The organism is Actinoplanes sp. NPDC051405, assembly GCF_055586185.1.
Genome location: NZ_JBVJIR010000032.1, coordinates 13268 through 38721 on the forward strand (window position 1 = coordinate 13268; position 25454 = coordinate 38721).

Genomic DNA, 25454 nt, shown 5'->3' on the forward strand with positions numbered 1-25454 from the left:
CCCGTGGAGCCATCCTTACTCGCGGCCGGCCCGACCAGCGGGCTGCCCGACGTGCAACTGGTCATCTACGCCGCGGTCCTGGTCTTCCTGGCCGGCCTGGCGTCGATGACCGACGCGGCGCTGGCCACGGTCTCCTCGGCGCGCGCCGCCGAGATGGCCCGCGAAGGCCAGCGCGGTGCCGCCGCCCTGGAAGCCGTCGCCGGTGACGTCGTCCGCCACCTCAACCTTCTGCTGTTGCTCCGGCTGCTCTGCGAGCTGACCGCGACCACGCTGGTCGCGCTCGTCGCGGTGGACAGCTGGGGCGCCGGCTGGCGGGCCGCGCTGGTCACGGCCGGGGCGATGACGCTGGTCAGCTTCGTCGTGGTCGGTGTCGCACCGCGTACGGTCGGGCGCCAGCACGCGTACGCGGTGGGCAAAGCGGCCGCACCGCTGGTCCGCTGGCTCGGACGGGTGCTGAACCCGCTGGCGTCCCTGCTGATCCTGATCGGTAACGCGGTCACGCCCGGCAAGGGCTTCCCCGAGGGCCCGTTCGGCAGCCAGGTCGAGCTGCGTGAGCTGGTCGACCTGGCCGAGCAGCGCGGCGTCGTCGAGCACGGCGAACGCGAGATGATCCACTCCGTCTTCGCGCTCGGCGACACCATCGCCCGCGAGGTGATGGTGCCGCGCACCGAGATGGTGTGGATAGAAGCACCCAAGACGTTGCAGCAGGCGCTGTTCCTCTTCCTGCGCTCCGGCTTCTCCCGCATCCCGGTGATCGGCGAGAGCGTCGACGACGTGCTCGGCGTGCTGTACCTCAAGGACGTCGTGCGCAGCACCCAGAACGGCGACCCGGCGGCCTCGGCCATGCCGGTCGCCGAGCTCATGCGCGGCGCGACCTTCGTGCCGGAGTCCAAGCCGGTCGACGACCTGCTGTCGGAGATGCAGGCGGCCCGCACCCACCTGGTCATCGTCGTCGACGAGTACGGCGGCACGGCCGGCCTGGTCACCATCGAGGACATCCTCGAGGAGATCGTCGGCGAGATCACCGACGAGTACGACGTCGAGCGCCCGCCCGTGGAACACCTCGACGACGGTTCGGTGCGGGTCACCGCCCGGCTGCCGATCGAGGACCTCGGCGAGATCTTCCACGTCGAGCTGCCGGCCGACGAGGTCGAGACCGTCGGCGGCCTGCTCGCCCAGACCCTGGGCCGGGTGCCGATCCCGGGCGCGTCCGTCGACGTCGGCGGCCTGCACCTGATCGCGGAGGGCACCACCGGCCGCCGCAACCGGATCGACTCGGTGCTGGTGTGCCGGGTCGAAACCGCCTCAGACGAAGCTGAGGACACCGAGAACATCCCCGAGACCGAGGAAAGACAGCACGCTGATGCCTGACCAGACCAGCCCCGCCGGACCCGCCGTCCCCGCCGCCGAGGGCGAGCTCACCGCCGAGGACGCCAAGCTGGTCACGCTGGCCCGCGGCGCCCGCGCCCGGGTGGGCGCGGTCGAAGGAGCAGCGGTACGCGACCAGGACGGCCGCACGTACGCGGCGGCAACCGTGGTCCTGCCCAGCCTGGCGGTGACTGCCCTGCAGCTCGCGGTGGCTTCCGCGGTGGCAGCCGGCGCGACCAAGCTCGAAGCGGCGGCGGTGGTGACGGAAGCGTCGACGCTGGACGGCGCCGGGCACGCGGCTGTACGTGATCTGGCGGCGGACGCCCCGGTCCATGTGGCCTCGCCGACCGGGGCCCTGCTGGGCACGGTGACGGCGTGACGACGGGTGGCGAGGCTTCGGCTCGCGACGGCGACGCGGCGCGCGGTAAGGCTGGGCGCCCGTCGTCGGGGGCCGGCGGCGCGCGTGGTGGCGCTGAGGGTTCGGCCGCTGGGGGTCTCGGACGGAAGGCCGGAGCCGCTGGAGGCGGCGGAGGTGCAGGCGGTCCGCGGGGCGCTGGTGGCGGCGCAGGCGGTTCGCGGGGCGCTGGTGGCGGCGGAGGTGCCGGCGGCTCGCGAGGCGGCGGCGCCGGCCGCGCCGGGAGCGTCGCTGGGCGCGATGGTGGGGCGCGTGGCTCGGCCGGCGCTCGCGGCAGCGGTGGCGACCGCGGCGCTGGGGGAGCGCGGGGAAGCGCGGGTAGGTCTGCGGGTGGCGGCGGTGCGGGGCGGCCGGTACTGCCGACGCGGTCGGATGCTGTCAGTGAGACCGGTGAGCTTCGGCCGGCGCGTTCCAAGCCCAAGTGGAGTCCACGGACGGCGGCCGGGGGGACCGGGCGTTCTCAGGCGGCTGCGGCTGCTGGGCGTTCGCCGGGTGCTGGGGCCGGTGGTGAACGGCGGGCTACGGGCGGCCGGGTGAATCGGGCTGATGCTGAGGGCGGTGGCGCAGAGCGTGCCGTCGGTGGCGGTGGCGAGGAGCGGCGGCTTACTGCGGGGGAGCGGAACGAGCTTCGGCGGCAGGAACGGCGGGCGGCTCGGCGCGAGCAGGGCGGTGCTGCGGGCGGCGGAGTGAAGCGTGGTGTCGGTGCGGTCAAGCGTGGTGAGGCCGGCGGGGCTGCGAAGCGCGGCGAAGCCGCTGGTGGCGCGACTGCGGCCACGCGTGGCGCCGCGGGGAGCGGCGAAGCCGCGGGAGCGAAGCGTGGCGCGACGGTCAGCGGCGAAGCTGCGGGAAATGCGAAGCGTGGCGCGGCAGGTAGCGGCGGAGCCGCGGATGGTGCGAAGCGTGGCGCGACGGTCAGCGGCGAAGCCGCGGGAGCGAAGCGCGGCGAAGCCGTAGGCGCAGCCAAGCGAGGCGAAGCCGTAGGCGGAGCCAAGAAGCGCAGCGAAGCCGCAGGCGCAGCGAAGCGCAACACCACGAACGGCGAAAACGTCCATGGGGCGAAAACCCCCGCCGAGCGCGACGGTGCCGGTGCTTCCGTGCCGGCCGCCGCGGGCGCGGGCGTTGTTGCTGACGGCGGGGCTGAGTCAGGCAACCTGAGCCCGGGGCCACGGGCTTCCGGCGGGGCGGCTGATGCCCGTACGGGAAGAAAGAAGCATCGGCACAAGGCCGCCACCCGGGAGATCAAGGTCGCGGAGGATGTTTACCGTGCCGGGTTTGCCTGTTTTGTCGGTCGGCCGAATGCCGGAAAATCCACGCTGACCAATGCGATCATCGGTCAGAAGATCGCCATCACGTCCAACAAGCCGCAGACCACCCGGCACATCATCCGCGGCATCCTGCACCAGGAGCACGCCCAGCTCGTGCTGGTCGACACCCCCGGCCTGCACCGGCCCCGGACGCTGCTCGGCGAGCGCCTCAACGACCTGGTCCGGGAGACCTGGAGCGAGGTCGACGTGATCGGCATCTGCTTCCCGGCGGACGAGCCGGTCGGTGCGGGTGACCGGTTCATCTCGGCCGAGATGGCCGAGCTCAAGGCCACCGTCATCGCCGTGGTCACCAAGGTCGACCTGGTCGATCCGGCGACGCTCGCGCAGCGGCTGATGGATGTCAGCAAGCTCTATGACTTCGCCGACATCGTGCCGGTCAGCGCTGTTTCCGGCCATCAGGTCGACACCCTGGTCGACGTGATCGTCAAGCACCTGCCCGAGTCGCCGCCGCTGTATCCGGACGACGTGCTGACCGAGGAGCCCGAGCAGGTGCTCATCGGGGAGCTGATCCGCGAGGCCGCGCTCGAGGGGGTCCGGGAGGAGCTGCCGCACTCGATCGCCGTGCTGGTCGAGGAGATGGTGATCGAGGGCCGGTCGATGAAGATCTACGCGAACCTGTACGTCGAGCGGGACAGCCAGAAGTCGATCGTGATCGGCACCAAGGGTGCCCGGCTCAAGGATGTCGGCACCAAGGCTCGCGCCGAGATCGAGCAGTTGCTGGGCCGCAAGATCTATCTGGATCTGCACGTGCGGATCGCCAAGGAATGGCAGCGCGACCCCAAGCAGCTTCGTCGATTGGGTTTTTAATCGCTTTTGTGGGCCATATCACCGGATGCCGGTTTCGGTTTGCTTTGTGGGGGCTTATTTAGATAGCCCTTTACGTCATGCGGAATCGGTACCTGGACCTGTTGCGTGCCATCGCGATCGTCCGGGTGGTCGTCTACCACTCCACCGGCTGGGTCGCCCTCACCATCGCGTTCCCGGCCATGTCGGTGATGTTCGCGCTGGCCGGCTCGCTGATGGCGGCCTCGCTCGACCGGTCCGGGCCGCTCGCCGTCGAGCGCCGGCTGCGCCGCCTGCTGCCGTCGCTGTGGGCGATGTCCGCCATCGCCGTGCCGGCCATGCTGCTCACCGGCCTGGCCTGGGACTGGAAGATCCTGTACTGGGCGTTCCCGGTGCAGGACCCGCCGGCCAACGGCTGGGGCTCGATGGCCCTGAGCGCCACCTGGTACCTGCGGGACTTCCTCTGGTTCGTGCTGCTCTCGCCGCTCGCGCTGCCGGTCTTCCGCCGCTTCCCCAAACTGTCCCTGGCGACGCCGTACACCGCCCTGGCAGTCATCACCCTGCTCGGCCTCACCCCGCACCCGATCGTGCGCGACATGGCCCTCTACGGCGGCGCGTGGCTGCTCGGCTTCGCCCACCACGACGGGATGCTGCGCCGGCTCGCGCGGCGCCGCCTGGCCGGCTTCGCGGTGCTGCTGGCGACGGCCGGCGCCGGCTGGGTGCTCACCCATCCCGGACCCCGGGGGTACGACCTCAACGACATCCCGCTCGGCAACGCGCTCTGGTCCGCGGCATTCATCCTCGTCGCGCTCGGCCTGGCCCCGGCCGTCACCGCGACCCGGGCGTCGCGGCTGGTCACCGTGCTCAACGCGCGGGCCCTGACGATCTACCTCTGGCACGTGCCGATCATCGTGGCCGTGACCCGGATCGGGGAGACGCACGGCCTGCCGGTGCGCGGCGCGACCGGGATCGGGTGGCGGCTCGTGGTGATCGTCGCGCTGGTCGCGCTCGCCGTCGCGCTCTTCGGCTGGATCGAGGACTTCGCCGCCGGGCGCCGGCCCGTGCTGCTGCCCGGCGGCCGTCCACACCGGCCGGCCGTGGCGCCGGTGTCGCCCGCTGTCGGGCAGCTCGCCGAGACCGTGCGCACGTGATCCGCACCCGCCGCCGGCCTCGACCGGCCGGACCGCCGGCGACTGAGCCCGATCCGCCGTGCACGTCCGCCGGATGCGTCCGGCGGACGTGGCCTCCGGTCAGCTCTGGCAACCCTCGCGACCGTGGGCGCGGAAGTACTTGGTGACGTCCGCGGGCACGCCCTTGCAGTAGCCGTCGCTGCCGCCCACGAAGGTGCGCCACGCTCCGTCGGTGTAGCGGAAGGTCTCGACCTCGGTGTCGCCCTGAGGGTCGACAGCCCGCCGGGTCGAGATGGCGTAGTCCTTGTGGCAGGTGATGTCGGTCAGCTCCTGCTTGCCCCAGTCCGGGTGCTCCTTCTCGATCGCCGCCAGCAGGGTCGCGGTGGTCACCGGGCAGCTGGCCGAGCCGCCCTTGTCGTCCGGCTTCCGGCCGGTCGGCTCGGCGGCCGGCGCCGACGTGGTGGCGCTGACCGCCGGGGCCGCCGGCGTGGCGGCCGGCTTCCGCGCCGTGGCGTCGGCGTCGCCGGTGCTCCCGCAAGCGGCGAGGCCCAGGATCAGGAGACCGCCGATGGCGGCGAACGATACAGAACGTGCGGACATGTGATGGGCTCCCCGTGCGATGCATGCGACGTGTGCGATGCGGAGAACCTAATTGATCAAGCTGATCGGCGTGCTCCTACCTTCGTGCCACCGTCCATGGTGAGACTGTGCATACATGACCATCACGGCCGCGCACGTCCGCCGGACGTACTACGCGCTCGGGCTCGGCAACACCCTGGCGGCCTCGCTGATCTGGGGCGTCAACACGCTGTTCCTGCTGGACGCCGGGCTGACCAACTTCCAGGCGTTCGCCGCGAACGCGTTCTTCACCGCCGGCATGGTGCTGTTCGAGGTGCCCACCGGCATCGTCGCCGACTCCTGGGGGCGCCGGGCGTCGTACCTGCTCGGCACGGTGACGCTGGCGGCGACCACCGTGCTCTACGTCTGGCTGTGGCGCATCGACGGGCCGTTCTGGGCCTGGGCGGTGTCGTCGGCGCTGATCGGGCTGGGCTTCACGTTCTTCTCCGGCGCCACCGAGGCCTGGCTGGTCGACGCGCTGGCCGCCACCGGTTACACCGGGAGCCTGGACCGGGTCTTCGCCCGCGGGCAGGTCTTCATGGGCATCGGGATGCTCGTCGGGGCGGGTGGCGGCGGATATCTCGCCCAGGTCGCCGGGCTCGGTGCGCCCTACCTGCTGCGGGCCGCCGTGCTCGTGGTGATGCTGGTGGTGGCCGCGCTGCTGATGCACGACCTCGGCTTCACCCCGGACCGCGGCGGGGGCTACCGCACCGAGGTACGCCGGATCGCCGCCCAGTCCGTCGAGTACGGCCTGCGGGTCCGCCCGGTGCGCTGGCTCATGCTGGCCGCGCCCTGCACCGGCGGCGCGATGATCTACGTGCACTACGCGTTGCAGCCGTACCTGCTGGAGTTGTGGGGTGACGAGACCGCGTACGGGATCGTCGGCCTCTCCGCCGCGTTGCTGGCCGCCGCGCAGATCGTCGGCGGGCTGGTCGCCCCGGCGCTGCGGCGGGTCTTCGCCCGGCGCACCTCGATGCTGCTCGTCACCCTGGGCCTGAGCGTGCTGGCCGTGCTGCTGATCGCCCTGATCCCGAACTTCTGGGTGGTCCTGGCCCTGGTGGTCACCTGGGGGCTGCTGTCGGCGGCCGGCCAGCCCGTACGGCAGGCGTACCTGAACGGCATGATCCCGTCGCAGCAGCGCGCGACCATCCTGTCCTTCGATTCGCTGATGGCCTCGACCGGCGGGGTCGTGGCCCAGCCCGCGCTGGGCCGGGCCGCCGACGTCTGGGGCTACCCGGCCTCGTACGTGATCTCGGCGGGTGTCGCCGCGCTCGCGCTGCCGTTCGTCTGGCTGTCGCGGCGGGAGCGGCACCCGGCCGACATTCCTTAGCTGCCCGGGATGGCGGTGATGGTCGCGTCCCCGCTGCCGGTCTGCACCTCGATGACGTTCTTGGCGGTCGCGTCGTTGACGATCCCGAGCAGTTCCGCGTCGCCCGAGCCGGTGCGCGTCTTCACCTGGTAGGCACCGTCCGGCACCATCAGCTCGATGTTGCCGCTGCCGGTGCGCGCGGTCACCGACGCCACCTTCGTCACCTCGACCGTGACGTCGCCGGAGCCGGTCTGGGCCCGGACCGCCTTGCCGCCGCCGATGCCGTGGGCCTCCACATCGCCCGAGCCGGTGACCAGCGTCGTCTCGCCCTGCAGGTCGTTGGCCAGGATGTCGCCCGAGCCGGCCTTGAGCGACACCGTGCCGCTCGCCCGGTCGATGGCGGCGCCGCCGGAGCCCACCGTGACGTCCGCCGAGCCGATGTCGCTGAGCGCGAGGTCGCCGGAGCCGAGCTTGCCGCGCACGGCCACCCCGGTCGGGGCCTGGATCTCGTACGAGACCTGGCAGTTCGGCCCGCAGTTGGTGTCCAGGGTCAGCACCGTGCCGGAGAGCTCGTACGAGGCCCGCGGGTCGTCGGAGCCGTCGCTGCGCACGATGCGCTTGATCCGGGTGTCGGCGATCGCCGCCGTGGTCACGGTGACGTCCCCGCTGCCGCCCGTCAGGACGATCTCGGAGACCTTCACCTTCTCGGTGTCGTCGTAGGTCAGCCGGGCGCCGATCCCTCCGCCGCAGCCGGCCAGGGCGGCCGCGGTCGCGGCGATCAGGGTGACGGCGCCGGCGCGCCGGGCGAGAGTCGGGGTCATGCCTGTGACGCTAGGCGGCGCCGGCACCCGGGCACCATCAGTCCTCCCACTGAGGCGGCCCCGAGAAGACCCTGAGATCCGGGTCAGGGTCTGTCGTACCCAGGAGGCAGAATGACCCCGTGCCCGCCGGATACCGACGCCATCTCTACCGCGACGACGCGGTGGTCCTGCGCGTGCAGAAACTGGGCGAGAGCGACCGGATCATCACCCTGCTGACCCGCCGGCACGGGCGGCTGCGCGCGGTCGCCCGCGGGGTGCGCCGCACCAGCTCCAAGTTCGGCGCCCGGCTGGAGCCGTTCGGCCACATCGACCTGCAGCTCGCCGGCTCGCCCGAGGGCGTCGGCAGCAGCCTGCACTCGGTCAGCCAGGTCGAGGCCCTGATGCTGTACGGGAAGAAGTTCCTCACCGACTACCCCCGCTACACCGCGGCCAGCGCCATCGCCGAGACCGCCGAGCGGCTGTCCCCGGTCGAGCGCGAGCCCGCCCTGCGGCTGTTCCAGCTCACCCTGGGCGCGCTCAAGGCCCTGGCGGCGGGCGAGCACGCCAGCAGCCTGGTCCTGGACGCCTATCTGCTGCGCGGCATGTCCTTCGCCGGTTGGGCGCCCGCCCTCGGCGAGTGCGCGGTCTGCGGCAGCCCGGGGCAGCACGGCGCCTTCTCGGTGCCGGCCGGCGGCGCGGTCTGCCCCGACTGCCGGCCGCCCGGCGCGGCCCATCCGGCCCCGGCGACGATCGCCCTGATGCAGGCCCTGACCAGCGGCGACTGGCAGCTCGCCGACGCCACCGAGCAACCCGTACGCCGTGAGTGCAGCGGGCTGGTGGCAGCACACCTGCAGTGGCACATGGAGCGCAACCTGCGCGCGCTGCCACTGGTCGATCGACGGGAGAGCACTTCGTGACACGTCCGCCCACACCGCACAGCTCCGGCGTCCGGCCGCCTGCCCTGCCCGCGGCGGCGGTGCCGAAGCACGTAGCGGTGGTCATGGACGGCAACGGCCGCTGGGCCAAGGAGCGCGGCCTGTCCCGCACCAAGGGTCACGAGCAGGGGGAGTATTCGCTCTTCGACACCATCGAGGGCGCGATCGAGCTCGGCATCCCGTATCTGTCGGCGTACGCCTTCTCCACGGAGAACTGGAAGCGCTCACCGGAAGAGGTCCGCTTCCTGATGGGCTTCAACCGCGACGTCATCCGGCGCCGCCGCGACCAGCTCGTGCAGCTGGGGGTGCGGGTGGTGTGGTCCGGGCGGCCGGGCCGGCTGTGGAAGAGCGTGATCTCCGAGCTGCAGACCGCGGAGGAGATGTCGAAGGACAACAAGACCCTCACCCTGCAGTTCTGCGTCAACTACGGCGGTCACGCGGAGATCGCGGACGCGGCGGCGGCGATCGCCCGGGACGTGGCGGCGGGCAGGCTCAAGGCCGACAAGGTCAACGAGAAGACCCTGCGGAAATACCTGTACCACCCGGAGATCCCGGACGTGGACATGTTCCTGCGCCCGTCCGGCGAGGAACGCACGTCCAACTTCCTGCTCTGGCAGTCCGCGTACGCGGAGCTGGTGTTCCTGGACACCCTCTGGCCCGACTTCGACCGTCGCCATCTGTGGTACGCCTGCGAGCTCTACGCCCAGCGCGACCGCCGCTTCGGCGGTGCGATCCCCAACCCCGTCGCCCCGCAGTGAGCCACCGCTACCTCTACCTGGTCCGCCACGGCGACGCCGTCAGCGAGGACGCCGGCCTCAGCGACCTGGGCCGCCGCCAGGCCGAGCTGCTGGGCGCCCGGCTGGCCGACGTGCCGTTCGCCTCGGTCACGCACAGCCCGCTGCCCCGCGCGGTCGAGACGGCCGCCGCCTGGCCGCAGGCGCAACCGTCGGACGTCGTGGGCGACTACCCGCCGTGGGTGCCGGCTGACGTCCCGGCCCCGTACGCGATGCTGACCGAGGGCTGGAGCGCGGCCGAGCTGCGTGACGGGCCGAAGCTGGCGGAGCAGGCGCTGGCGCGGTTCGCGGTGCCGGCCGAGCAGGAGACGTACGAGCTGGTGATCACGCACAGCTTCCTGATCGCGTGGTTCGTGCGGGACGCGCTGGGGGCGCCGCCGGAACGGTGGATGGGCCTGAACACGGGCAACGCGGCGCTGACGGTGATCCGCTACAGCGACGACCGGCCGCCGGCGCTGATGCTGCACAACGACATGGCGCATCTGCCGCCGGAGCTGCGCTGGACCGGCTTCCCACCGCACTTGCGCGTGCGCTAGCGCCGGGCCGCGCCTGCTCTTAGCTGGCCCTTCGCGTCGGCCTGGGCCGGGTGCGTCGGCCTGGGCCGGGTGCGTCGGCCTGGGCCGGGTGCGTCGGCCCGCGCCGGGCGCGTCGGCTCGCGCCGCGCGTCAGCCCGTGCCGGCGCGTCGCCCTGCGCCGGGCGCGTCGGCCTGCGCCGGGCGCGTCGGCCTGCGCCGGGCGCGTCGGCCTGCGCCGGGCGCGTCGGCCTGCGCCGGGCGCGTCGGCCCGTGCCAGGCGCGCCGGCCCGTGCCGGGCGCGTCAGGCGGTGATGACCGCGACCGCCGCGTCCACGTCGGACAGGTCGGGCAGCACGGCGTGGGCGCCGGCCAGCACCAGCTCGGCCATGCTGGTGGAGCCGGTCGCGACCCCCACGGCGAGCGCGTCGTTGGCCAGCGCCGCCGACACGTCGTTGGCCGTGTCGCCGATGACCACCGGCCGGAAGCGTTCGCCGTACTTGGCCTCGGCCCGTTCCAGGCAGCGCCGCACCAGCGTCGCCCGGACGCTGTCGTCGGTGCCGTAGCCGCCGATCTCCGCGTCGAACGCCCCGGTCAGCGCGAACGCCGCGATCTTGGCCGCGGCGACCTGCGGCACGTTGCCGGTGACCAGCGTCTGCACCACGTCGGGCCGGCTGCCCAGCTCGTCGAGCACGGCCCGCACCCCCGGCATCAGCGCACCCTGCTCGGCGAACTCGTGCCGCGAGACGTGCACCTCCTCGACGTAGCGGGCGAAGAACCGCTCCGGCGTGCAGTCGGTGACCCCGTGCGTGGCGAAGACCTCGGCGCAGATGTCCAGGTCCGTGCGCCCGCCGAAGTTCGGCGTGGCCCGCCACGCCACCCCGGTGAGCTCGGTGAACGCGGCCTTCCAGGCCCGCGCGGCCACCCCGCCGCCGCGCAGCAGCGTGTAGTCGATGTCCCACATGATCAGGCGCTTCACTGCTCGGCCAGCCGCCGCTCGATGTGCTCGACCTTGCCGTGCAACGCGTCGGCGACCCCGGGCCTGATGTCGGCCTTGAGGGAGACGGTGACCCGCGGCGCATGCGCGGCGACGGCGTCCACGGCCTGCTTGATGACGGCCATGACCTCGTCCCACTCGCCCTCGACGGTGGTGAACATGGCATCGGTGCGGTTCGGCAGCCCGGAGGCCCGGACCACGCGTACGGCCTCGGCGACCAGATCACCGACGGAATCACCCACGACGAGCGGCGTGACAGAAAAGGCAACCAGCATGGTCCCCAATCTAGATCAAGATCAAGATCCCACGGCCGGGGTGATGTCCGAGACGATTCCGGTGTACGTGGTCGGGTAGGCCACCGCTCCGGCGGTGAGTTCGTGGATCACGCCGTCGAGGAGGTCGAATGCCTTCGCGTACGCGGCCTGGGCTGCGGGCAGGTGCCAGGGCAGAGCAACGTAGGCCGTCCCCACCGTCAGCCGGCGCAACCCGGACCCGGCGACCGGTGGCGCGCTCGGCCCGTCCGGGAACCCGGCTTCCTCCAGCGCACTCCGCAGCGCCTCCAACGCCGCCGCCTCGACCCGGCCCGTCCAGGCGCGGGTGGCGAGCGGCCCCGGGAAGTGATGGCGCAGCGACACCCGGCCGTCCGGTTCGATGTTCAATTCGCTGCGTCCCCAGGGGTCGCCGGGGTCGCTCTCGTTGCCGACGCTGTACCCGTACCGGCGAGCTGCCATGGGCAGAGCTTAGGCCCCGGTCCAGCGGCTGCTCAGTGCCGCGATTCCCACGCTGAGGGCGGCCGCCACCGCCACGAACGCCGTCACGCCGGCCGTCGTCTCCCCGGTCCGCAGCGCCCACACGCCCAGGCCCGCGAGTGCGGCCGCATCGCCGATCGCCGCCGCGCCGAACAGGGCATAGTCGCGCCCGAACGCGAAGCCGCCGACGACGAGGGCCAGCCCGCCGCCCACGATCGCCGTGACTCCCGCCGCGCCGTGGCTGCCCAGGATCGCGAATCCACCGACGAGGGCGGCGGCACCCCAGCCCAGCACGGCCACGGCCAGCATCAGGGAGTCGGGTCGCAGCATGGCGACACCGCAGGCGAGGACGGCCACCCCGATGCCGGCGATCGACACGCCGGCCAGCACCGTACCGTCCTGCCCGGCCGCGACACCGGCCCGCAGCAGCGCCACCCCGATGGCGAGAGCCGCGACCCCGGGCAGCAGCCCGCCCGCGTCCGTCCGCGAGGCCAGCCGGCCCACCGCGGCGATGATCAGAACGGCGGCAGCGACATCCGCCGGGATCTGCCACGCCGGGTGCAGCGCCGCTGCCGCCGCGACCACGGCCAGAGCAACCAGAACCGGGAAGACGCGGCCGATCGCGGCTACCAGCAGGACGACCGTCAACCACCGGTACGCGGTCGCCGCGCCGGACAGGTTCACGAGCTGGTTCCCGGCAGCGGCCCCGAGCAGGTACGGGAGCCACCCCCGCCTACCCATGACGTCCGCCGGTCACGTCGACGGCGTCCCAGGTGAGTTCCCGGGAGTCGTCGCCGCGGCTGCGGGTCAGCGTGATCCGTACCTCTGCCCGCACCTCGCCCCCGCTCTCCGGGCAGGCGCCGGTCAGCGTGCCGGCGAAGCCGTCCTCGGATTCCGCTGTCCGGTCGTCGTCGTGATACAGCCACTTCACCGGACCCTCGGTGCGCACCGGCGTGCCGCAGCCCGGACATCGCGCCTGGAGGACGGCGGACAACGGCAAGGAGCTGGACCGCATCGGGTACGGCCGCCGCAGCTCCAGCGCCGGGGACGGGCTCTGGTGGTGCGTGCCCACCCGCAGCGCGTCCGGGCCGTGCACGAGCATCGGGCTGAGCCGGCCGGGCGGCAGCGGGTCGACGCCGGCGCGGATCTGCCGGGCCGTGCAGAGGTGGGCCAGCCGGGTCAGTTCGGCCGCCCGGCTCACCCCGGCGTCCGTCCCGAGGCGCTGCCAGCCGGGGGCCGGGTCGCGGCGGGCAGCCTCCTCGGCGGCTCGCACTCCCGCCGCCATGGCCTGCCGGACATCGCCGGAGACGGCGGCGTGCAGCAAGTCCGCGACCACGCCGCCGGCGGACCAGTCCAAATCGGTCACCCGCAGGGCCGCCACCGGATCCTGCGCATCGATCGGTTCCTGCTCCAGCGCGGTCAACGCCCAGCGGAGGACCTCGCGGAGCAGCCGGGCCTGCTGCACAGCGTCCAGGCCGTCCACCGGGTCGGTCGCGGGGATCGGCACCGGATCTGCCTGCAGGGCTGTGGCCAGCTGCCGGCGCAGCCACCCGTACGGTGTGTGCCGGTGCACCTGCGCCAGCAGGCCGCGCAGCTCGGGGACGTACGTGAGCAGCCGCTCGTGGCCGACCAGCTCGGCCAGCCACCGCTCGTCGGGGTGGATCAGGATCCGCGAGGCGATCGCCGCCGCCACCCCCGGGTCGTCGACCTGAGCCAGGGCGTCGGCGACTGTGCGCTGCACGTACCCGCCGTCGGCCAGGTATCCCACCAGCGCGGGCCGGGTGGCCTCGGTGTGCCGGCGGTGGATCAGCCCGGGCAGGAACGCCTCGCGGACCGCCGGCACGGTCTCGGCGCGCGCGGCGGTCACGTAGACCTCGCTCCGGGTCGCGTACCGAAGATGTCTCGCCGCCGCACGCCGCACCTGCGGGACCGGATCGGTCAGCATCCGTTCCAGCTCGGCCAGGGTGGCGCCCTTGGCGCCCTCGATCGCCTCGATGCGCAGCTCCGGCGCCGGGTCGGCGAGAAAACGCAGGGTGAGTTCCCGCGTACGGTGCAGCGAGAGGACCGCCTTGAGCCCGCGCATCCGCAGCCGGGCCTCGCCGCTCGCGGCCAGTTCCTCCCGCACGGGTTCGTAGCGGGAGCCGAGGTGATACAGCAGCTTGGCGATGCGGTCGTCGTCCTCCGCCAGGTCGAACGCCACCTCGCGGATACGCTCGTCGAGACCGTCCTGCCGGCTGAGGACCTGCTTCAGCGCGTGGGCCGCGGTGCTGCCGACCTCCCGGTACGCCTCGGCCATGCCGCCGGCGACCTGCACCTCGCCGAGATCGTGCAGCGCCATGTCCAGCAGGGTGCCGATCAGCTCGGCCGAGCCATCGCGGGCAGCCCGCTCCGCCGCTCGCAACCGGACCATTTCCTCGGCACTGCGCAGGTCGTCGTGCAGCGACATGGCAGCAATCTAGCGGCTGCCGGCGCGGCCGCGACTCCTCTCAACGTGTCAGCCGGCCACGGCCTTCCAGCCGCGCTGCACCGAGCGGCGGCATCGCTCCGGCTCGTCGCCGGTGCCGACGAACAGAGCGGTCAACATGGGTACGCCGTGAGCGAGGGTCTCGCGTGGCAGGGGACCGGGGGTGACCAGGGAGACCAGGCCGTGGCCGATCACCCAGCTCTGGATCGCCAGTTCCAGCGGCACGGTCGCGGGCCGGAAACGACCGGCCTCTCTGCCCCGGCCGGCCGCCTGGACCAGGTATTCCAGCGTCTGGTCGGCTGCCTCGGCGTCCTCCAGCTCGTAGGTCGCATCGAACATGACCCGGTACAGGTCCGGATGGTCGAGGGCGTTGCCGAGGTACGCCGCGACCAGCGCGGTCAGGTCCCGTACCGGATCGGCGGACATGGTCACCGCGGCCAGCCGGTCCGCCAGCCGGGTGAAGCCCTCCTGCCGCAGCGCCTTCCACATGCCGTCCATGCCGCCGAACCAGGTGTAGACCGCCATGGTCGAAACGCCGGTCCCGGCCACCAGGGAGCGCAGGGTGATCGGCTCGCGGGTGCGCAGCATGTGCCCGGCGCGTTCGAGGAGCAGGGTGCGGACCGCCGGGTCCTTCGTCCTCGCCATGACCTCAGGATACATAGCATTGCACTGCTATAGTTAGCGCCAGTCGAGCCCACAGGCTCCGCGAGACATGGAGGCAGCATGGCCGTCACGCTGGTGAACCCCGAAGGACTGCCCAAGGTCGACATCTACCGGCAGGTGTCGATCGGCACCGGGTCGAGGATGGTGTTCATCGCCGGGCAGATCGCCCGCGATGCCGACGGCGGCCGGGTCGGCGAGGGTGACTTCGCCGCTCAGGTCGAGCAGTGCTACCTCAACATCGGTACGGCGCTGGCCGAGGTCGGCGGCTCTTTCGACGACGTGGTCAAGCTGACCGTCTACCTCGTCGACTGGACCCCCGACAAGATGCCACTGTTCGTCGAGGGCGTCGCCCGGGCCGCCGCCAAGCTGGGCGTCACCCCGATGGCGCCGCTCACCGGGATCGGCGTCGCCGCGCTGGCCGAGCCGGACGTGCTGGTCGAGGTCGAGGCGACCGCGATCCTCGGCTGAGGTGGGACCATGGCGGTATGCGCCGCGATGTGCTGGACCTGATCGACCACGTGCTCCGTGACGTCTCGCTGAGCGACGACGCGATGCGCTGGGCGCCGGACAGCGTTCCCGACCAGCGGCTGCTGATCCACCGGGAGTGGCCGGCCCGGCGCCAGGCGACGTGGCGCTGGTGGTGCGAGACGTGCCGGCAGCCGCTGCCGCAGCCGCACTGGTGGATCGACGGCGTGCCCGCCGGCGGGGTCGTGCTGAGCAGCGGCATGCGCGCCTTCCACCACACGATCGACCCGCGGACGCCGCGGCACGCACTCATCGAGCGCGCGTCGCGAAGCTGAGTCAGTGGGCCGCGCAGCAGGGGGTCGGAAACCGGGTCTCGAACGGCACCAGCCGCCCGCCCGCCGCCGGGCTGGTGAGCAAGGTCAGCTGTCCCGCTCGCCACTGTGGACGGACGAAGTCGCCCGTGTCGATCAGGGTGGCCGGGTCGGCCGCGCCGCCGCCGAGGACCTCGACCTTCTCGATCGCGCTCAGCTCCAGCACCTCGGCGACGCTCAGTATGCCGACCAGTCGCTCCACGCCCGGATAGAGCACCGCCCGACCCGAACTCCGCGCCACATGCTCAGCCACCGCCTCCGGACACGCCGCCCCGAGACCGGTGGAAGAAGCGCCGGGGGAGATGGCCGCGGCACCGAGGCCGGTGGGTGGGGCGTCGGGGTAGGTGGCCGCGGCGCTGGGGTCGGTGGGTGGGGCGCCGGTGAAGACGAGTGTCAGGGCCACGTGCGGGCGCGGCGATCGCACCAGGTGCGTGAAGGCCAGCACCGGCGCCGGGGAGAGCGACGCCAGCCAGTGCTCCGCCGCGACCGTGTCGGGATGCCCGAGACTGACCCCCAGCACCGGCAGGTCGGCCAGGGCCGGGGCGGCCGCCGCCGGGGTGGTGGCGGCGGCCGCGGTCCGGTCGGGCATCACCGGGGCAGGACCCAGATCGGGTTGGTGTAGAACCACAGGTCGCCCCACGGGTCGGCGTCGCCGAGCACGTCGAGCTTCGGGCCCGCCGGGTCCACCGCCGCGCCCATCAGGCCCGGCTGGGTGCGCTTGCCGTCCGTGCCGCGCAGGCGCAGGTAGAACGGCTTGTCCAGGCGGCCCAGCCGGTACGTCACCGACAGCTTGCGGGCGCCCGGCGTCACCTCGTACGACTTGACGACCTTGGTGTCCGGCGCGGTGAAGGTGTCGCGGGCGGCGACCGGGCCGGTCACCGAGCCGACGATCACGTCCACCCGGGACAGCACCGGGACGAACTGCGCCCAGTTCGGCACGTCCTGGAGGTCGATCTCGAGCGTCAGTTCGGTGGCTGTGCCCCGCTTGACGTGCAGGACACCGCCCAGCGGCGTACCCGTGGCAGCCCGGCGGTCGCCCGCCACCCGGACCCGCGCGTCCAGGCTCTTGATCAGGCGGCCGTGGTCGACCCACACCCGCCCGGCCCGCAGGCCGTCCATGACGGCCTTGTAGGAGAACGACGTCGAGCCGACGTTGGTCCGGCCGTAGAAGCCCGGCCAGAAGTCGCCGGCGGTGGTGTTCACCTTGCCGGTGTAGACCGGGTCGTTGTAGCGGCCGTTGGCCTCGAAGTCGCTGCCCGGGCCGCGGTCGGACTGGTCCAGGTAGTTGACGTGGCTGTCCGAGTTGACCGTCACCCACCAGGCCCGGCCCTCGGCCAGCAGGCTGTCCCAGAGGCCGCCGACCGTGGCGGTCATCCAGTCGAAGCCGCCCCAGGTCCGGTAGGTCTCCGGCGGGTAGCCCTGGTACGACGCGGCCGACGGGTTGTTGTCGTAGAGGCCGCGCGCGCCGCCGCGGCCGTTCGGGGCGGGGATGCCGGCGGCCTGGTGGCCGGGGGCGCCTTCCATGCCGATGGCGATGGTCGGGTCGGCGTCGCGCCAGTTGCGGATCTCGTGCGGCGAGTCGATGCCGCGCCGCGACGGGTGGTTGGCCAGGAACAGCGCGCCCTCGACCTTGCGGGCGCGGACCTGCTCGCCGAGGAACTTGATGCCGGCGATCGCGGCGGCCTCGTTCTGCTCGGTGGTGTTGGTGGCCGGCAGCTGCGAGCCGTCGAAGGTCTGCTCGAACTGCTTGAGCACGCCGACCTCGTTGCGGCCCGGGTGCACGAAGACCGTGGCGTGCTCGGCGGCCGGGATGTTCCACTCCAGACCCTGGAAGGTCAGCAGGTCCGGCAGTTCCTCGCGGGTCTTGAGGATGTCGGGGTTGACCTTCTCCACGCCGATCTTGGCGTGTGCGTTGCTGCCGTGGTCGGTGATGACCAGCCAGTCGAGGCCGAACGCGCGGCCGTGCCCGGCCTGGTCGATGACCCGGTACTGGGCGTCGGAGCTGTACTGGGTGTGGATGTGGTGGTCACCCGCGAGCCAGCGGAACCCGCCCTTGGCGGTGCCGCCGCCGGCCGGGCCGTGCGAGTGCGGCAGCCCGGCGGCCGCGGCCGCCGACGGCGTGGCGAGCACCGACGCGGCCGCGCCGGCACCGAGCAGGCCCGCGCTGCGCAGAAAACCGCGGCGGGAGACGTCCGAGGGCGACAGCTCGCTGTCCGGGACGCTCAGATCAAGGGCCGGGGGTACGTCGGCAGCACCGCCGGCGTCGTGTGAGTGGTCGTGATCGTGGTGGTGATGGCCGTGACCCATGTCCCATGGCTCCCGAAGATCGACAAGGATGACCTGGCCAATCTCGCGGCCGCACCGCAACGCCGGATGGCGCCGGGGTGACCGGTGCGCGAACACGGGAGGGTTTCATGCACAGCCGCGCATCAAAAGGCGCGGGTGGGACGAACTACCGGTGCCGGACGACGGAGCCGGCCATCATGTCGTGCAGGGTGCGCGCGTCCGCCCGGAAGACCATGAGGGCGTCGGCGACGCCGAAGAGGCCGAGCGTGAGCATGTTGGGGATCCAGAACAGGAGTCCCTCGATGAGGAACTCGCGCAGGAACATCCGGCCCCAGCCGAACGCCTCGCCCGTGTTCGCGTCGGCGACCACGTGACCCAGCAGCTGCTTGCCGGGGGTCTGCCCGTCGCTCCAGGTGATCATCGACCAGATCAGCCAGCCGATCCCGAAGGTCACCACCATCAGCAGGAAGTCCAGCACCGCCGCCCCGAGCCGGCCGCCGGCGCTGACCGTCGCGAACGCGGGCCGGGTCCAGGCCACGGCCGGTCCGGGCGCGTAGACGGCCGGGGCGTGCTGGACCGGGGGAGCGTAGGGCTGCACGGCCCGGCCGGGCGGCGGGTAGTGGGCCGCGGCCGGCGCGTGCGGGGCCCGGAAATGCGGATCGGTCATGGGTCCACAGCGCCCTTCATCGACTACACAGCGTGGCGCCCGTGACGCTACGCGGCATCACCGCCGGTGGACAGTCAGTGGTCACCCGGCTGCGGTAGGTCACCCGGGCGGACTCGGCCACCCTCGCCGGTGGCGCGTCCCGACGTTCAGCCGATGATCGGCCGGAACAGTCCGAACAGGACGCTGGTGGTCAGGGCGGCGGCGGACACCAGCGTCGCGCCGATCATGAGGGCAGCGTCGGCGCGGCCGAAGGTCTGCCGGCGGGCGTACGTCCTGGGCGTGCCCGCGTCGAAGCCCCGCGCGTCCATCGCCACCGCCAGCCGCCCGCCCCGCCGAAGGGCCCCCACCAGCAGCGCGAACGCCGTCGACACGAACAGCCGCAGCTTGGCCACCGGGTTGCGCCCGGCGTCGATGCCCCGCGCGCGGCGGGCCAGGCTGAGCATCTGCCACTCCTCGCCGAGCAGCGGCACCAGCCGGAACGCGGCCAGCGCGCCGATCGCGAACCGGGCCGGCGCCCGCACGTTCTGCACCAGGGCATCGGCCAGGTCGGTGGGGTCGGTGGTGGCGAACACGATGATGCCCGGCAGCGCGATCGCGAAGACCCGCAGCACCATGCCCAGCGCGGTGACCAGCACCCCGGTGGTCACGTCGAACGGCCCGAGCGTCGCCACCGTGGCCCCGGTGCGCTCGGCCGCGAACAGCACCAGCGTGATCACGATGCCGCCGGCGGCGAGCACCAGCGGCCAGGCCCGCCGGAACAGCGTGCCGTAGCGCATCCCGAACAGCGGCAGCACCGCCAGCTCGACGGCCAGGGCGATGGTCGGGGTCAGCGGATCCAGGGTGGCGATCAGCGGGGCGCTGAACAACAGGGCGGCGGCGAGCTTGGCGACAGGGTTGCGCCGCGCGAGCGGTGCGGTGCTGGCCTCGAAGGTCGGCAGGGTGAGCGTCATGCGGCCCGTTCCAGGCGGTGGACGGAGCCGGCGAGGGCCGCCACGAAGTCGTCGTCGTGGGTCACCGCGACGATGCCGTGGCCGTCGTCGCGCAGCCGGGCCAGCAGGTCGACCAGCTCGATCCAGGTACGCCGGTCCTGGCCGAACGTCGGCTCGTCCAGCACCAGCAGCTGCGGCGCGGTGGCCAGGGCTGTCGCCACGCTCAGCCGCCGCGCTTCCCCACCGGAGAGCGTGTACGGGTTCGCGCCCGCCAGCTTCTCCAACCGCAGCCGTAGCAGCAGCTCGTCGACGACCCGGCGGACCTCGGCCTCCGGGCGCCCGATCCGGCGCGGGCCCAGCGCCAGCTCGTCGGCGACCCGGTGGGTGACGAACTGGTGCTCCGGATCCTGGAAGACCGAGCCGATCCTCGTGGTCAGCTCGGCCGCCCGCCACCGGTGCGGCGCCCCGCCCGGGACGGCGTCGATCGTGCCCGAGGTGGGCTTCAGCAGCCCGCCGAGCAGCAACGCCAACGTGGACTTGCCCGCGCCGTTGGGGCCGGTCACCGCCAGCACTTCGCGCTCGTGGGCGGTCAGCGTGGTGGGCGCGAGGCGGTTGCGCAGGGCGGCGGCTGTGGCGCGTACCAGAGGGGCACCCGGACCGGTGACGGCCCGGCGGGGGGCGACCGGGTGACCCGGCACCCAGACCCCCTCGTCCGCCAGCCGGTCGCCGTGCGCCGCGAAGACCGCGTCCGGCTGGCCGTCGGCCCGGACCCCGCCGCCCGGCTCCAGCACGACCACCCGGTCGACGAGCGTGAGCGCCTCCGCGACCCGGTGCTCGACGAGGATCAGCGTGGTGTCATCGCCCAGCGCGCGGGCGACCGCGGCCCGGATCAGCGCCGCCCCGGCCGGGTCGAGGTTGGCGGTCGGCTCGTCGAGCAGCAGCAGGCCGGGGCGCAAAGCGAGGGTGCCGGCCAGCGCCAGCCGTTGCTGCTCACCGCCGGACAACGCCGCGGTCGGCCGGTCCCGGCCGTAGCCGAAACCGACCCGGTGCAGCGCCTCGTCGACCCGCGGCCAGATCTCCCCGGCCGGTACACCGCGGTTCTCCAGCCCGAACGCCACGTCGTCGCCGCTGCGCGACATGACCAGCTGGGTCTGCGGGTCCTGGAAGACGATGCCGACCCGCTCGCGGGCCTTGCGCGGGTCGAGCCCGTCGATCTCGACCGTGCCCTCGGACTCGCCGGAGTCCTCGGGCAGCAGCCCGGCCAGCGCGGCCAGCAGCGTGGACTTGCCGGCCCCGGACGGCCCGAGCAGCAGCACCCGCTCGCCGTGCGCGACACGCAGGTCGACCCCGCGCACCGCCCACGCCTTACGACCGGCGTGCCGCCACCCGAACCCCCGCAGGACCAGCTCGCCCATGGTCAAACGGCGGCGCGTTCGCGACCGGAGGCGAAGCGGTCCAGCACGCCGGTCTGGGCCAGCGCCCGGACCAGCAGGATGCTGCCCAGACCGGCCACCAGCACCGCGCTGACCGCGGTGATGGCGATGTACGGCAGCCGCAACGTCGCCCACGACGTCCCGCCGTACCAGACGAAAGCGTCGTAGACGGACGCGGCGATCCCGGCCGCGGCCGCCGCCAGCGCCGCCACCGGCAGGTTCCACACCCGGTACGCGAACGCGGCGAAGACCAGCTCGGCCGCGGCCGCCTCGATCGGTCCCTGCAGCACCAGCGTCCAGCCCCAGCTGGTGCCGAGCGCGACGGACACCAGGGCGGCCAGAGTCAGCGTGTAGAAGGCCGCGCCCGGCTTGCGGATGACCAGGGCGCCCAGAACGGCCGGCACCAGCCAGACGCCGTACAGGATGGCCCGGCCGGGCAGCGGGATGGCGTCCGCCGGGCCGTTCCAGAGCAGGCCCCAGGCCCAGAAGATGACCCCGAACGCGACCGCGATGATCGAGGCGATGACGATGTCGATGGTGCGCCAACGGTGCTTCATGTGATGTGCCTCCCAGCTCGTACCGGGAGGAGACGCGACGCCGTGGCCGGGGACGTCTCCCGGACACGGCGCGGCTGGAGAAAGACCGAGCTCCCTGCGCTGGCATTACCCAGATCAGGTTCGAGGGTCTGCGGTGTCACCCGCACTCTCAGCGCTGTGCGCTCCCCTGTCGGATTGCATGTTTGTTTCGGTGCTTGTGTTTCGATGAACGCTAACACCGTACGGCTGTACGGGACAGCGTAGGAGGCGTCACATGCGGATCAAGGCCAGAGGTCTCACCTTCGACGTGTACGAGGGCGGCCCGGCCGACGGTGCACCCGTGCTCCTGCTGCACGGTTTCCCGCAGGACCATCGTGAGTTCGACCTGATCCTGCCCCGGCTGCACGCGGCCGGGCTGCGCACGTACGCCCTCGACCAGCGCGGCTACTCACCCGGCGCGCGCCCTCCCGCGGTCGCCGACTACCGCCTCGACGAGCCGACCGCCGACGCGGTCGCGGTGCTGGACGAGCTCGGGGTCGCCCGGGCGCACGTCATCGGCCACGACTGGGGCGCGCAGGTGGGCTGGTTGCTCGCCGACCGGCACCCCGACCGGGTCAGCACCCTGACCGCGGTGTCGGTGCCGCACCCGCGCGGCCTCGGCGTCGCCCTGCACAACCAGCCGTCGCAGAAGCTGCGCTTCGCCTACATGGGGGTGTTCCGGTCGCGGGTCGCGGAGCGGCTGCTGCTCGGCGCCGGCGGTACGGCGCTGCGGCAGATGATGCGCCCGATCGGGGCCCGGGCCGGCCTCTACGCCACGGCCATGCGCGAGCCGGGCCGGCTCACCGGTGCGCTGAACTGGTACCGCGCCCTGTCCAGTGGTCAGCTCGCCAAGGTCGGCAAGGTCACCGTGCCGACCACGTACGTGTGGAGCGACGGCGATCCGGTCGTCGGCAAGCCGGCCGCGCTGGCCACCGCCACCTGGGTGGAGGCCGACTACCGGTTGGTGACGTTGCGCGGGATCGGCCACTGGATCCCGGAGGAGGCGCCGCGCGCGCTGGCGGACGTGGCGCTGGCCCGCATCGGCGTTTGACGCCGTTCACGTCCGGGCAACCATCCGTCCACCGAGAAGGAGGTTCGATGGCCGCCGAGAAGCGACGGAGCAAGCACGAGACCGAGAAGCAGCGCTGGGACCGCAATTTCGCCGACCTGCTGCAGGAGCTGCGCGTGGCTCAGACGGGCGTGCAGATCCTCTTCGCGTTCCTGCTGACTCTGCCCTTCAGCAACGGCTTCCCGAAGACGACGGACTTCCAGAAGGACACCTACATCGTCGCGTTGCTGTCAGCCGCGGCGGCCACCGCGATGATCATCTCTCCGGTGGCGTTCCACCGGGCGTTGTTCCGCCAGGGCCGCAAGCCCGAGCTGGTCCGCTATGCGCACAAGATGGCCACCGGCGGCCTGGCGTTCATGCTGATCTCGATGGTCAGCAGCGTGCTGCTGATCACCGACTTCCTGACCAACATCTGGGTCGCGCTGATCCTGACCGGCATCGCCGCGCTCTTCTTCCTGACCTTCTGGGCCGCCGTCCCGTGGGCCCGCCGCAACTGGGTCGACGATGACGACGAGGAGGAGGACGAGGAGTTCGCCGAGGACGCCGCCGAACCTAATGAGACTTCGCGGGCTTGAGCCCGAGGTCCTTGAGCTCGAGCGCGGCCAGCGCCTGCACCGCGGCGGCGTCGCCGTTGCGCCAGGACTGGGCGATGTCCGGGCCCAGCTTGGCCAGCTCGTTCAGCGGCCGGCTGGCCAGGGCCCGCAACGCCAGCAGGTCCTGACCGGCCGGCTCTGAGCGCACCTGGGCGGCCACCGCGGCGCGGCGCATCCAGCGCAGCCGCTTCGGCAGCCACAGGAAGAGCACCAGCGCCAGCGGGACGGCGATGATCAGCAGGGCCATGGTCAGCGCCAGATTGTCGACGACTTCCTGCTGCTGGCGACCGGCCTCGGCGATCGACTTCGCGGCGTCGGCGGCGCTGTTGAACGGCGCGGTGAGGTCGTCGCCGACCAGCGGCACCCGGCCCACCTTGCCGCCGATGTCGCCGAGGTTGCCGGCGATCCCGGTGCCCGCCTCCTGCAGTTTCTGCCCTGGCACGCCGAGTTTCTCGACCATGTCGTTGATCCAGAGGCCGGCCCGGATCCAGGCGTAGACCCAGAACACGACCAGGAGATCGGTCAGCAGCTGGCGGACGGCGATGGGCAGCCGGTCGGCGTACATCTTCACGCGCGACAGCGTCCCACGCGCGGGCTAGGAACGCTTCGCCGCGCACTCCGGGCACGTACCGAAGATCTCCATGGTGTGCGAGACGTCGACGAAGCCGTGCCGGCCGGCGACCTTGTCCGCCCAGGTCTCCACCGCCGGGCCCTCCACCTCGACGGCCCGCCCGCAGGACCGGCAGACCAGATGGTGGTGGTGGCCCTGGCTGCACCGGCGGTAGAGGTGCTCGCCGCCGGGCGGGCGCATCACGTCGATCTCGCCGGCGTCGGCCAGACCCTGCAACGTGCGGTAGACCGTGGTCAGGCCGACCCGTTCGCCGCGCTCACGCAGGATGGCGTGCAGCTCCTGGGCGCTGTTGAAGCCCTCGGCATCCGCGAGAACGGCGCTGACCGCACTGCGCTGCTTGGTGTTGCGGACAACAACGCTGTCCTCCGTCATGAGACCTCCCTCGCATGGCTGACGGCATCGGCGACGATGTGGGCGACGTGTTCGTCCACGAGTGAGTATGCGATCTCGCGGCCCCGCCGTGCACCCCGCACCACGCCGGCGCCGCGCAACACCCGCAGGTGCTGCGAGACCAGCGGCTGCGGCGCGCCCAGCTTCTCCACCAGCTCGTGCACGCAGCGTTCGCCGGCGCCGAGCTCCGCGACGATCGCCACCCGGATCGGCGCGGACAGCGCGCGCAGCAGCTCGCCGGCCGCCTCGTACGCCTCGTAGCCGCTCGTCGGCACAGGTGCCACGTTACTGCTCATCGGGCCTCCGCCTGCAGCACGACCTCGGGCGGTTCCAACTGGGCCGCGGCCTGCTGCCGGCCCGGGGCCGAGCGGCGGCGCAACACCCGCCAGGTCCCGGCGCCGACGGTCACGGCGACGAAAGCGGCGATGGCCAGGATGACGATCGTGGCGCCCGGCGCGGTGTCCACCTCGCCGGCCAGCCAGACCCCGGCGGCGGCCGAGCCCACGCCGATCACCATGGCCGCGGCCATCGTGCTGCGGAACCCGCGGGTGACCTGCTGGGCCGCCGCGACCGGCACCACCATCAGCGCGCTGACCAGCAGCAGGCCGACGGTGCGCATGGCGATCGTGACGGTCACCGCGGTGGTCACGGCCATCAGCAGATTGAGCGTACGCACGGGCAGCCCGGACACCCGGGCGTACTCCTCGTCGTTGCAGACCGCGAACAGTGCCTGCCGCAGCCCCAGCATCGCGACCAGCACCGCGACGCCGAGGACCGCGATGACGATCAGGTCCTGCCGCGACGTGGTGGTCAGCGAGCCGAAGAGGAACTGCATCAGGTTGGCGTTGCTGCTGTCCTCGGAGAGCCCGACCAGCACCACGCCGCCCGCGATGCCGCCGTAGAAGAGCAGGGCCAGGGCCAGGTCACCGGAGGTACGGCCACGCTCGCGGACCAGCTCCACCCCGATCGCCCCGATGATCGAGACGACCACCGCGGTGAGCACGGGGGACTGGTTCAGCAGCAGGCCGACGCCGACGCCGGTGAGCGCGACGTGCCCGATGCCGTCACCGATCAGCGACAGCCGCCGCTGCACCAGGTAGATGCCGAGCGCGGGGGCGATCAGGCCGATGATCAGCGCACCCAGCAGCGCGCGGATCATGAAGTCGTAAGCGAAGAGGTCCAT

At 72.6% G+C, this 25454-nt stretch carries 30 protein-coding genes and 1 riboswitch; of the genes, 12 read left to right on the forward strand and 18 right to left on the reverse strand.

Annotated elements, in window-relative coordinates:
- The first annotated feature begins 3 nt into the window (after window positions 1-3).
- The 4 genes from ACZ6S4_RS42410 (at window position 4) to ACZ6S4_RS42425 (ending at window position 5042) form a co-directional block, all read left to right on the forward strand.
- Window positions 4-1371: a hemolysin family protein gene (locus ACZ6S4_RS42410; protein ID WP_465480301.1), complete on the forward strand. Its 1368-nt coding sequence runs from the start codon at window positions 4-6 to the stop codon at window positions 1369-1371.
- A complete protein-coding gene (locus ACZ6S4_RS42415; protein WP_465480302.1) occupies window positions 1364-1747 on the forward strand; it encodes a cytidine deaminase in 384 nt (127 codons plus the stop codon). The genes ACZ6S4_RS42410 and ACZ6S4_RS42415 overlap by 8 nt, the downstream gene beginning before the upstream one ends.
- Window positions 1748-3021: 1274 nt before the next feature.
- Entirely contained in the window at window positions 3022-3915 is an 894-nt protein-coding gene (gene era / locus ACZ6S4_RS42420; RefSeq protein ID WP_465480354.1) for a GTPase Era, read from the forward strand.
- 77 nt (window positions 3916-3992) lie between these two features.
- Entirely contained in the window at window positions 3993-5042 is a 1050-nt protein-coding gene (locus ACZ6S4_RS42425) for an acyltransferase family protein (protein ID WP_465480303.1), read from the forward strand.
- Window positions 5043-5141: 99 nt separating this feature from the next.
- Here the strand turns inward: ACZ6S4_RS42425 and ACZ6S4_RS42430 are convergent, their stop codons facing one another.
- Window positions 5142-5621: a hypothetical protein gene (locus ACZ6S4_RS42430; protein ID WP_465480304.1), complete on the reverse strand. Its 480-nt coding sequence runs from the start codon at window positions 5619-5621 to the stop codon at window positions 5142-5144.
- 115 nt (window positions 5622-5736) lie between these two features.
- Between ACZ6S4_RS42430 and ACZ6S4_RS42435 the strand changes: the two genes are divergently transcribed.
- The gene (locus tag ACZ6S4_RS42435; RefSeq protein WP_465480305.1) at window positions 5737-6969 is read left to right on the forward strand and encodes an MFS transporter; all 1233 of its coding nucleotides are present in this window, start codon (window positions 5737-5739) and stop codon (window positions 6967-6969) included.
- On the opposite strand, the gene ACZ6S4_RS42440 is transcribed toward ACZ6S4_RS42435, so the two are convergent.
- Window positions 6966-7769, reverse strand: coding sequence for a DUF4097 family beta strand repeat-containing protein (locus tag ACZ6S4_RS42440; protein ID WP_465480306.1), 804 nt, complete (start codon window positions 7767-7769; stop codon window positions 6966-6968). The two genes, ACZ6S4_RS42435 and ACZ6S4_RS42440, sit on opposite strands and share 4 nt — an antisense overlap.
- Window positions 7770-7888: 119 nt before the next feature.
- On the opposite strand from ACZ6S4_RS42440, the gene recO reads away from it, so the two are divergent.
- The 3 genes from recO to ACZ6S4_RS42455 are packed head-to-tail and all read left to right on the forward strand — an operon-like array spanning window position 7889 to window position 10013.
- The gene (gene recO, locus ACZ6S4_RS42445; protein WP_465480307.1) at window positions 7889-8665 is read left to right on the forward strand and encodes a DNA repair protein RecO; all 777 of its coding nucleotides are present in this window, start codon (window positions 7889-7891) and stop codon (window positions 8663-8665) included.
- Entirely contained in the window at window positions 8662-9441 is a 780-nt protein-coding gene (locus ACZ6S4_RS42450) for an isoprenyl transferase (protein ID WP_465480308.1), read from the forward strand. The genes recO and ACZ6S4_RS42450 overlap by 4 nt, the downstream gene beginning before the upstream one ends.
- Window positions 9438-10013: a histidine phosphatase family protein gene (locus ACZ6S4_RS42455; RefSeq protein WP_465480309.1), complete on the forward strand. Its 576-nt coding sequence runs from the start codon at window positions 9438-9440 to the stop codon at window positions 10011-10013. Before ACZ6S4_RS42450 ends, ACZ6S4_RS42455 begins: the two co-directional genes overlap by 4 nt.
- A gap of 280 nt (window positions 10014-10293) precedes the next feature.
- Here the strand turns inward: ACZ6S4_RS42455 and ACZ6S4_RS42460 are convergent, their stop codons facing one another.
- Genes ACZ6S4_RS42460 through ACZ6S4_RS42485 form a run of 6 tightly spaced genes read right to left on the reverse strand, consistent with a single transcriptional unit; the run spans window position 10294 to window position 14844 of the window.
- Window positions 10294-10968: an HAD family hydrolase gene (locus ACZ6S4_RS42460; protein WP_465480310.1), complete on the reverse strand. Its 675-nt coding sequence runs from the start codon at window positions 10966-10968 to the stop codon at window positions 10294-10296.
- On the reverse strand, window positions 10965-11261 hold the full coding sequence (locus ACZ6S4_RS42465; RefSeq protein ID WP_465480311.1) for an MTH1187 family thiamine-binding protein: 297 nt from the start codon (window positions 11259-11261) through the stop codon (window positions 10965-10967). The genes ACZ6S4_RS42460 and ACZ6S4_RS42465 overlap by 4 nt, the downstream gene beginning before the upstream one ends.
- 21 nt (window positions 11262-11282) lie before the next feature.
- Window positions 11283-11717: a hypothetical protein gene (locus tag ACZ6S4_RS42470; protein WP_465480312.1), complete on the reverse strand. Its 435-nt coding sequence runs from the start codon at window positions 11715-11717 to the stop codon at window positions 11283-11285.
- Window positions 11718-11726: 9 nt separating this feature from the next.
- Entirely contained in the window at window positions 11727-12476 is a 750-nt protein-coding gene (locus tag ACZ6S4_RS42475; protein ID WP_465480313.1) for a hypothetical protein, read from the reverse strand.
- On the reverse strand, window positions 12469-14181 hold the full coding sequence (locus ACZ6S4_RS42480) for a hypothetical protein (protein ID WP_465480314.1): 1713 nt from the start codon (window positions 14179-14181) through the stop codon (window positions 12469-12471). The genes ACZ6S4_RS42475 and ACZ6S4_RS42480 overlap by 8 nt, the downstream gene beginning before the upstream one ends.
- Before the next feature lie 48 nt (window positions 14182-14229).
- Window positions 14230-14844 (reverse strand): TetR/AcrR family transcriptional regulator, encoded by a 615-nt coding sequence (locus tag ACZ6S4_RS42485; RefSeq protein WP_465480315.1) that lies wholly within the window; start codon window positions 14842-14844, stop codon window positions 14230-14232.
- Between the two features lie 78 nt (window positions 14845-14922).
- On the opposite strand from ACZ6S4_RS42485, the gene ACZ6S4_RS42490 reads away from it, so the two are divergent.
- Window positions 14923-15330, forward strand: coding sequence for a RidA family protein (locus ACZ6S4_RS42490; protein WP_465480316.1), 408 nt, complete (start codon window positions 14923-14925; stop codon window positions 15328-15330).
- Window positions 15331-15347: 17 nt separating this feature from the next.
- Complete coding sequence (locus tag ACZ6S4_RS42495; RefSeq protein ID WP_465480317.1) at window positions 15348-15662, forward strand: hypothetical protein; 315 nt, start codon at window positions 15348-15350, stop codon at window positions 15660-15662.
- A gap of 1 nt (window position 15663) precedes the next feature.
- Here ACZ6S4_RS42495 and ACZ6S4_RS42500 read toward each other — a convergent pair whose 3' ends face one another.
- From ACZ6S4_RS42500 to ACZ6S4_RS42525, 6 genes are all read right to left on the reverse strand, one after another.
- Window positions 15664-16287, reverse strand: coding sequence for a hypothetical protein (locus ACZ6S4_RS42500; protein WP_465480318.1), 624 nt, complete (start codon window positions 16285-16287; stop codon window positions 15664-15666).
- Window positions 16287-18005 carry a CehA/McbA family metallohydrolase domain-containing protein gene (locus ACZ6S4_RS42505; protein WP_465480319.1) on the reverse strand — a complete coding sequence of 573 codons (1719 nt, stop codon included), beginning with the start codon at window positions 18003-18005 and terminating at the stop codon, window positions 16287-16289. Before ACZ6S4_RS42505 ends, ACZ6S4_RS42500 begins: the two co-directional genes overlap by 1 nt.
- Before the next feature lie 145 nt (window positions 18006-18150).
- On the reverse strand, window positions 18151-18651 hold the full coding sequence (locus tag ACZ6S4_RS42510; RefSeq protein WP_465480320.1) for an RDD family protein: 501 nt from the start codon (window positions 18649-18651) through the stop codon (window positions 18151-18153).
- Window positions 18652-18797: 146 nt separating this feature from the next.
- Window positions 18798-19601 carry an energy-coupling factor transporter transmembrane component T family protein gene (locus ACZ6S4_RS42515; protein WP_465480321.1) on the reverse strand — a complete coding sequence of 268 codons (804 nt, stop codon included), beginning with the start codon at window positions 19599-19601 and terminating at the stop codon, window positions 18798-18800.
- Complete coding sequence (locus tag ACZ6S4_RS42520) at window positions 19598-20995, reverse strand: ABC transporter ATP-binding protein (RefSeq protein WP_465480322.1); 1398 nt, start codon at window positions 20993-20995, stop codon at window positions 19598-19600. Before ACZ6S4_RS42520 ends, ACZ6S4_RS42515 begins: the two co-directional genes overlap by 4 nt.
- A 2-nt stretch (window positions 20996-20997) precedes the next feature.
- Window positions 20998-21570, reverse strand: a complete 573-nt coding sequence (locus tag ACZ6S4_RS42525) for an ECF transporter S component (RefSeq protein ID WP_465480323.1) — start codon at window positions 21568-21570, stop codon at window positions 20998-21000.
- 73 nt (window positions 21571-21643) lie between these two features.
- A riboswitch (TPP riboswitch) is annotated at window positions 21644-21748 on the reverse strand.
- A 75-nt stretch (window positions 21749-21823) separates the two neighbouring features.
- Between ACZ6S4_RS42525 and ACZ6S4_RS42530 the strand changes: the two genes are divergently transcribed.
- Entirely contained in the window at window positions 21824-22639 is an 816-nt protein-coding gene (locus ACZ6S4_RS42530) for an alpha/beta fold hydrolase (RefSeq protein ID WP_465480324.1), read from the forward strand.
- 47 nt (window positions 22640-22686) lie between these two features.
- Complete coding sequence (locus ACZ6S4_RS42535; protein WP_465480325.1) at window positions 22687-23232, forward strand: DUF6328 family protein; 546 nt, start codon at window positions 22687-22689, stop codon at window positions 23230-23232.
- Here the strand turns inward: ACZ6S4_RS42535 and ACZ6S4_RS42540 are convergent.
- Genes ACZ6S4_RS42540 through ACZ6S4_RS42555 form a run of 4 tightly spaced genes read right to left on the reverse strand, consistent with a single transcriptional unit; the run spans window position 23210 to window position 25454 of the window.
- Window positions 23210-23815, reverse strand: a complete 606-nt coding sequence (locus tag ACZ6S4_RS42540) for a hypothetical protein (protein WP_465480355.1) — start codon at window positions 23813-23815, stop codon at window positions 23210-23212. The genes ACZ6S4_RS42535 and ACZ6S4_RS42540 overlap by 23 nt on opposite strands.
- Window positions 23816-23845: 30 nt before the next feature.
- Complete coding sequence (locus ACZ6S4_RS42545; protein ID WP_433726045.1) at window positions 23846-24253, reverse strand: Fur family transcriptional regulator; 408 nt, start codon at window positions 24251-24253, stop codon at window positions 23846-23848.
- Window positions 24250-24567 carry an ArsR/SmtB family transcription factor gene (locus ACZ6S4_RS42550; protein WP_433726047.1) on the reverse strand — a complete coding sequence of 106 codons (318 nt, stop codon included), beginning with the start codon at window positions 24565-24567 and terminating at the stop codon, window positions 24250-24252. Before ACZ6S4_RS42550 ends, ACZ6S4_RS42545 begins: the two co-directional genes overlap by 4 nt.
- On the reverse strand, window positions 24564-25454 hold the full coding sequence (locus tag ACZ6S4_RS42555; protein ID WP_465480326.1) for a metal ABC transporter permease: 891 nt from the start codon (window positions 25452-25454) through the stop codon (window positions 24564-24566). Before ACZ6S4_RS42555 ends, ACZ6S4_RS42550 begins: the two co-directional genes overlap by 4 nt.

Coding starts and splice junctions, on each gene's coding strand:
- ACZ6S4_RS42415 (WP_465480302.1), top strand. CDS start 1,364: ATGCCTGACCAGACCAGCCCCGCCGGACCCGCCGTCCCCGCCGCCGAG.
- ACZ6S4_RS42425 (WP_465480303.1), top strand. CDS start 3,993: ATGCGGAATCGGTACCTGGACCTGTTGCGTGCCATCGCGATCGTCCGG.
- ACZ6S4_RS42430 (WP_465480304.1), bottom strand. CDS start 5,621: ATGTCCGCACGTTCTGTATCGTTCGCCGCCATCGGCGGTCTCCTGATC.
- ACZ6S4_RS42435 (WP_465480305.1), top strand. CDS start 5,737: ATGACCATCACGGCCGCGCACGTCCGCCGGACGTACTACGCGCTCGGG.
- ACZ6S4_RS42440 (WP_465480306.1), bottom strand. CDS start 7,769: ATGACCCCGACTCTCGCCCGGCGCGCCGGCGCCGTCACCCTGATCGCC.
- ACZ6S4_RS42465 (WP_465480311.1), bottom strand. CDS start 11,261: ATGCTGGTTGCCTTTTCTGTCACGCCGCTCGTCGTGGGTGATTCCGTC.
- ACZ6S4_RS42470 (WP_465480312.1), bottom strand. CDS start 11,717: ATGGCAGCTCGCCGGTACGGGTACAGCGTCGGCAACGAGAGCGACCCC.
- ACZ6S4_RS42475 (WP_465480313.1), bottom strand. CDS start 12,476: ATGGGTAGGCGGGGGTGGCTCCCGTACCTGCTCGGGGCCGCTGCCGGG.
- ACZ6S4_RS42480 (WP_465480314.1), bottom strand. CDS start 14,181: ATGTCGCTGCACGACGACCTGCGCAGTGCCGAGGAAATGGTCCGGTTG.
- ACZ6S4_RS42485 (WP_465480315.1), bottom strand. CDS start 14,844: ATGGCGAGGACGAAGGACCCGGCGGTCCGCACCCTGCTCCTCGAACGC.
- ACZ6S4_RS42490 (WP_465480316.1), top strand. CDS start 14,923: ATGGCCGTCACGCTGGTGAACCCCGAAGGACTGCCCAAGGTCGACATC.
- ACZ6S4_RS42495 (WP_465480317.1), top strand. CDS start 15,348: ATGCGCCGCGATGTGCTGGACCTGATCGACCACGTGCTCCGTGACGTC.
- ACZ6S4_RS42500 (WP_465480318.1), bottom strand. CDS start 16,287: ATGCCCGACCGGACCGCGGCCGCCGCCACCACCCCGGCGGCGGCCGCC.
- ACZ6S4_RS42505 (WP_465480319.1), bottom strand. CDS start 18,005: ATGGGTCACGGCCATCACCACCACGATCACGACCACTCACACGACGCC.
- ACZ6S4_RS42510 (WP_465480320.1), bottom strand. CDS start 18,651: ATGACCGATCCGCATTTCCGGGCCCCGCACGCGCCGGCCGCGGCCCAC.
- ACZ6S4_RS42515 (WP_465480321.1), bottom strand. CDS start 19,601: ATGACGCTCACCCTGCCGACCTTCGAGGCCAGCACCGCACCGCTCGCG.
- ACZ6S4_RS42520 (WP_465480322.1), bottom strand. CDS start 20,995: ATGGGCGAGCTGGTCCTGCGGGGGTTCGGGTGGCGGCACGCCGGTCGT.
- ACZ6S4_RS42525 (WP_465480323.1), bottom strand. CDS start 21,570: ATGAAGCACCGTTGGCGCACCATCGACATCGTCATCGCCTCGATCATC.
- ACZ6S4_RS42530 (WP_465480324.1), top strand. CDS start 21,824: ATGCGGATCAAGGCCAGAGGTCTCACCTTCGACGTGTACGAGGGCGGC.
- ACZ6S4_RS42535 (WP_465480325.1), top strand. CDS start 22,687: ATGGCCGCCGAGAAGCGACGGAGCAAGCACGAGACCGAGAAGCAGCGC.
- ACZ6S4_RS42540 (WP_465480355.1), bottom strand. CDS start 23,815: ATGTACGCCGACCGGCTGCCCATCGCCGTCCGCCAGCTGCTGACCGAT.
- ACZ6S4_RS42545 (WP_433726045.1), bottom strand. CDS start 24,253: ATGACGGAGGACAGCGTTGTTGTCCGCAACACCAAGCAGCGCAGTGCG.
- ACZ6S4_RS42550 (WP_433726047.1), bottom strand. CDS start 24,567: ATGAGCAGTAACGTGGCACCTGTGCCGACGAGCGGCTACGAGGCGTAC.
- ACZ6S4_RS42555 (WP_465480326.1), bottom strand. CDS start 25,454: ATGGACCTCTTCGCTTACGACTTCATGATCCGCGCGCTGCTGGGTGCG.